Here is a 3,657-nt window from a genome sequence, read left to right as displayed (position 1 = left end):
GGAGAAGCTCAGCAACGTCAATGCAAGGGTAGAGCAGTCGCTTCACGACGACTTTAACAAATGCGTTGAGTTTGCACAGCAGAACGGCATGAAGCTCAGCATGACGAACGTAATTAAAACTGCAATGCGTGAGGCGATTGACGAGGTGCGTGCAATGCCGGAAGCGCAAGGCAAGCTCGACCTCTAGCATTATGCGTTTATCCCAGCTTGTCTCTGAACTGGCTATGTATTGTCACTTCGGAGACAGCGCCGGAGCTTTACGAGTTATCCACGAAATTGAAGCGCGGGGTGTTACCGTGCGTAAAGATCAGTAGCTTTACAAAAGGGGCGTAGCCCCGCGCTTCAAAAGTTCTTTGTGTACTCACTACACAAACGAATCGACCCTCCGGGCACGATTAGTTTGCTACATGAGCTTTTCCCCTTGGAAAAAGAAAGATTGTGGAAACCTTCTGGCCTTACCTCTTGTGTAGAACAATGAAGCAAATGGAGCAGCTATGGCGTATACGATCTTCCGAACTGCAAAGCTGAAAACCGGGGGCGAGATCGCCGCATCGGTTCAGCATTGCATGAGAACTAGAGCCACCCCAAACGCGATACCGGGCATTAAAAACCGGATCGTCTGGGGTAGTGCAGACCCTCAAAAGGACATTGACGAGAGACTTGCCAAGGCCAAAGGCCGCAAGAACTCGGTCAAAGTCATTGAGGTCTTATCGACCGTCTCCCCTGAGTGGTTCGAGCATGCCACCACCGATCAGGTAAACGAGTGGTGGAAGAAGTCATGCACCGAAATCATCAAGACTTTCGGCAAGGAAAATGTGGCTCATTTGCAGATCCATTTCGATGAATCGACCCCGCACATCACGGGCTATATCGTGCCGAACAAAGACGGCAGGCTCAATGCCAGGCACTGGCTTGGAGGCCGTCAATTGTTGTCCCAAATGCAGGACAGAATGGCCCAATGTGTGGCACATCTGGGCATTGAAAGGGGTGTCAAAGGCAGCAAGGCCAAGCACGACAGAGTCGCCCGTTTTTATGGTGCCATAGAGCAGGAAGTGCCCAGCTGGACCCCGCCCACAAAATGGGAGGCACTGACCTCTGACGACTGGAAGGAAGCCTTGCAGAAAGACGTCGAGACGATGCACCTGCAAGCTCAGGCTGGCATCACAGCCAGAAGCGAAACCGCTGGCGCTCGCGCTACCGCAAAGGCAGCAGCCAGTAAAGCGGAACGTAATGCAGAAGAGAAAGCGCGACTGAAAGAGCAGCTTGATGCAGCACGTGCCACGCCATTGCTTGAACTGGCGCAACGCTTGGCGCTTGAACAGGATAAAGACAAGAACTGGAAGGACGTTGACGGCGAGTTTGCCATCTCGATCACTGGCCAGAAGTTTTACGACCATAAAGCGGGGCAGGGTGGAGGCGGTGCAGTCGACTTCGTTAAGCATGTAATGCAATGCGACTTTACGACAGCAAGAGACTTTCTAATCTCAAATTATGGCGCAGACAGTTACGTTAGTAACGCAACAGATGAAGCACGGCGTAAAGCTATAGAGGAAGTTAAAAAGGCGCCCAAGCGCGTTGTTGAGCGCAAGGCCGTTGTTTTCCAAAAACCCGAGCCTGTGCCAGACCACTGGGAGCATGTGGAGCGTTACTTAACGAAAGCTCGCAGGCTGTCATCGAAGCTGGTCGAAGGGCTTTACAGGCGTGGTGCAGTCTATGCCGACAGATTTAAGAACGTCGTCTTTGCAAGTGCTGGCATCGCGATCAAGCGTGGGACTGGCTTGAGCGACTTTAAAGGCCTCGCCACAGGATCGGATAAGAGCCTGTGCTGGCGGGCGACAGTCGGTCGAGAGAGCCGCAAATGGGACAATCTCATCATTGCCGAGAACCCCATCGACGCCCTGTCATACATGCAGATCCACGAGCTGACCGGCACCGCCTGCGCTACAGCTGGCGTTACGACTGTAATGCCAAAAAACGTCGAGGCAGCCGCGTGGGGCTCTATTGTTATAGCCTATGACAACGACAAGGTTGGAAAACTTGCCGCTCCTAAGCTCGCCAAGGACTTCGAGGACCACGGCTTCAAGAACGTCCGAGTCCATCACCCGGAAGCGCCAGTGAAAGACTGGAATGAAGCTCTGTGTAAAGCGGACGAGCAAGACGGCCATGACGCAAAGCCGGTTGACCCGGATCGCCCCAAGCGGCGGTTGCCGCCCGCCAGCAAGGCCCCGAAGCCCCCCGGCATGTGAACCGCGCGAGGCCCGCTAGGGCTTCGCTTGGCTCCGCCCTGGCTAATCCTCACCAGCCCCATCGAGGATCGGCCCTAGCCCCAGCCGCAGAGCCGCTTCAGAAAGCCTCAAGCCTTTCTTTTTCCCAGCAGCAAGCCCACCAGCGGCAGCTGGTGCAGCCAGCCGGAGGCTGGCGTCATCTTTCTACCGGGTGGACGAACCGGAGGTCGGACCCGGTAGAAAGAATAAGAAGGAAAACTATCTAAGTTATTGATTTTATTAGGGGGGTAGTTCGTTTAAACGAACTTTTTGTCCTATTTTTTGAACTTTTGAATGAAAATATGTGTGTTTTGTTCGTTTTTGGGTGTGTTTTTGCGGAAAATGATTTAGAGGTTATGAATAGGTGCGAACTTGGAGTTCGTTTTTAACGCAGATTTAATGAACTAGAAGTACATCTAAGGAGAACATAGAGTTCGCTTTAGAGGGGTGAAAAATGAACCAGAAGAAGAACACAGACAAGATTATGAAGAGGGAAAGAGAGCGGCCGCTCCTTCCTTCCGAAGAAGCGAAGAGCATGCCTAGGCCTTCTTTGAAGGCCTTTACGGCACATAAGGAAAATCCTTTTCTAGTGTCGATAATGGATGAAGGTTTTTCAGTTTCAGTAAGAAATACGCAGCAGCTGAAGGATGAAGTTGCTTACAACTACAAGACTGGTGAGGTTGGTGGTGCATTAACCATTGGCGTCACCCAGATGGTTGACCGTGAGCAGTTCGTGAAGCTCTTTTCAGCAGATATTACCACGATGCTGGGGCTGTCTCCGACAGCCGCACGGATCTTTTTTGTGCTGATTAATGAAGTTCAAAAGGTCAAGGACAGCGACAAGGTTTATCTGTCACTAGACATTGTAAACGACCTGATTGAACAAACAGCAGTGAAGATGAAGAACAGCCCGATAAAGGTCAAACCTGTCGGGAAAACGGCCTTCTATAAGGCTATGGCAGAGCTTTTACAGCACGACATTTTAGCCCCATGCAAGATCGGTCGAGACGCTTACTGGGTGAACCCAGCACGGCTCTTCAACGGCTCCAGAATCGTACTCGGCAAGCAGTACATCATTGAGCAAAACGAGCAGGAAGGCTTGAACCCTGCGTTACCCCGACCCAAGCAAATGGACTTGTCCGAAGTGGACGACAAGGCCAGCCCATATTCCCGCATCGATGAAAGCGGGGATGCCAGCCCTGACGAAACGTCAGATTAACCACAGCCCGTTACATAGGTAATGCAACCAGCCAGCATAAGGAGAAGCGCATGGCAAAGAAGAAACCGAAGTATCTAGAGCACGCCCCCGGAGCAGGGGAGAAGCTCAGCAACGTCAATGCAAGGGTAGAGCAGTCGCTTCACGACGACTTTAACAAATGCGTTGAGTTTGCAC

3 protein-coding genes are annotated in these 3,657 nt (G+C 51.9%); all 3 read left to right on the top strand.

The window, feature by feature from the left end; translation table 11 throughout:
• Positions 1–187, top strand: a 187-nt coding sequence (locus ACGYK4_RS17220) for a hypothetical protein (RefSeq protein WP_394457536.1), incomplete at its 5' end; no start/stop codon positions are given.
• A gap of 307 nt (positions 188–494) precedes the next feature.
• Complete coding sequence (mobV, locus tag ACGYK4_RS17215; RefSeq protein ID WP_394445981.1) at positions 495–2,246, top strand: MobV family relaxase; 1,752 nt, start codon at positions 495–497, stop codon at positions 2,244–2,246.
• A 472-nt stretch (positions 2,247–2,718) separates the two neighbouring features.
• Complete coding sequence (locus ACGYK4_RS17210; RefSeq protein WP_394420160.1) at positions 2,719–3,483, top strand: hypothetical protein; 765 nt, start codon at positions 2,719–2,721, stop codon at positions 3,481–3,483.
• Positions 3,484–3,657: the final 174 nt, after the last annotated feature.

The organism is Sulfitobacter sp. 1A13368 (genome assembly GCF_043557275.1).
In the GTDB taxonomy this organism is placed as follows: Bacteria; Pseudomonadota; Alphaproteobacteria; order Rhodobacterales; family Rhodobacteraceae; genus Sulfitobacter; species Sulfitobacter faviae.
Note: the sequence above shows the minus strand (reverse complement) of the source record. Positions and strands in the feature narration are given on the sequence as shown.

What these genes read in the sequence shown, in the direction of transcription:
- mobV (WP_394445981.1), top strand. Translation starts at nt 495, where the DNA reads ATGGCGTATACGATCTTCCGAACTGCAAAGCTGAAAACCGGGGGCGAG.
- ACGYK4_RS17210 (WP_394420160.1), top strand. Translation starts at nt 2,719, where the DNA reads ATGAACCAGAAGAAGAACACAGACAAGATTATGAAGAGGGAAAGAGAG.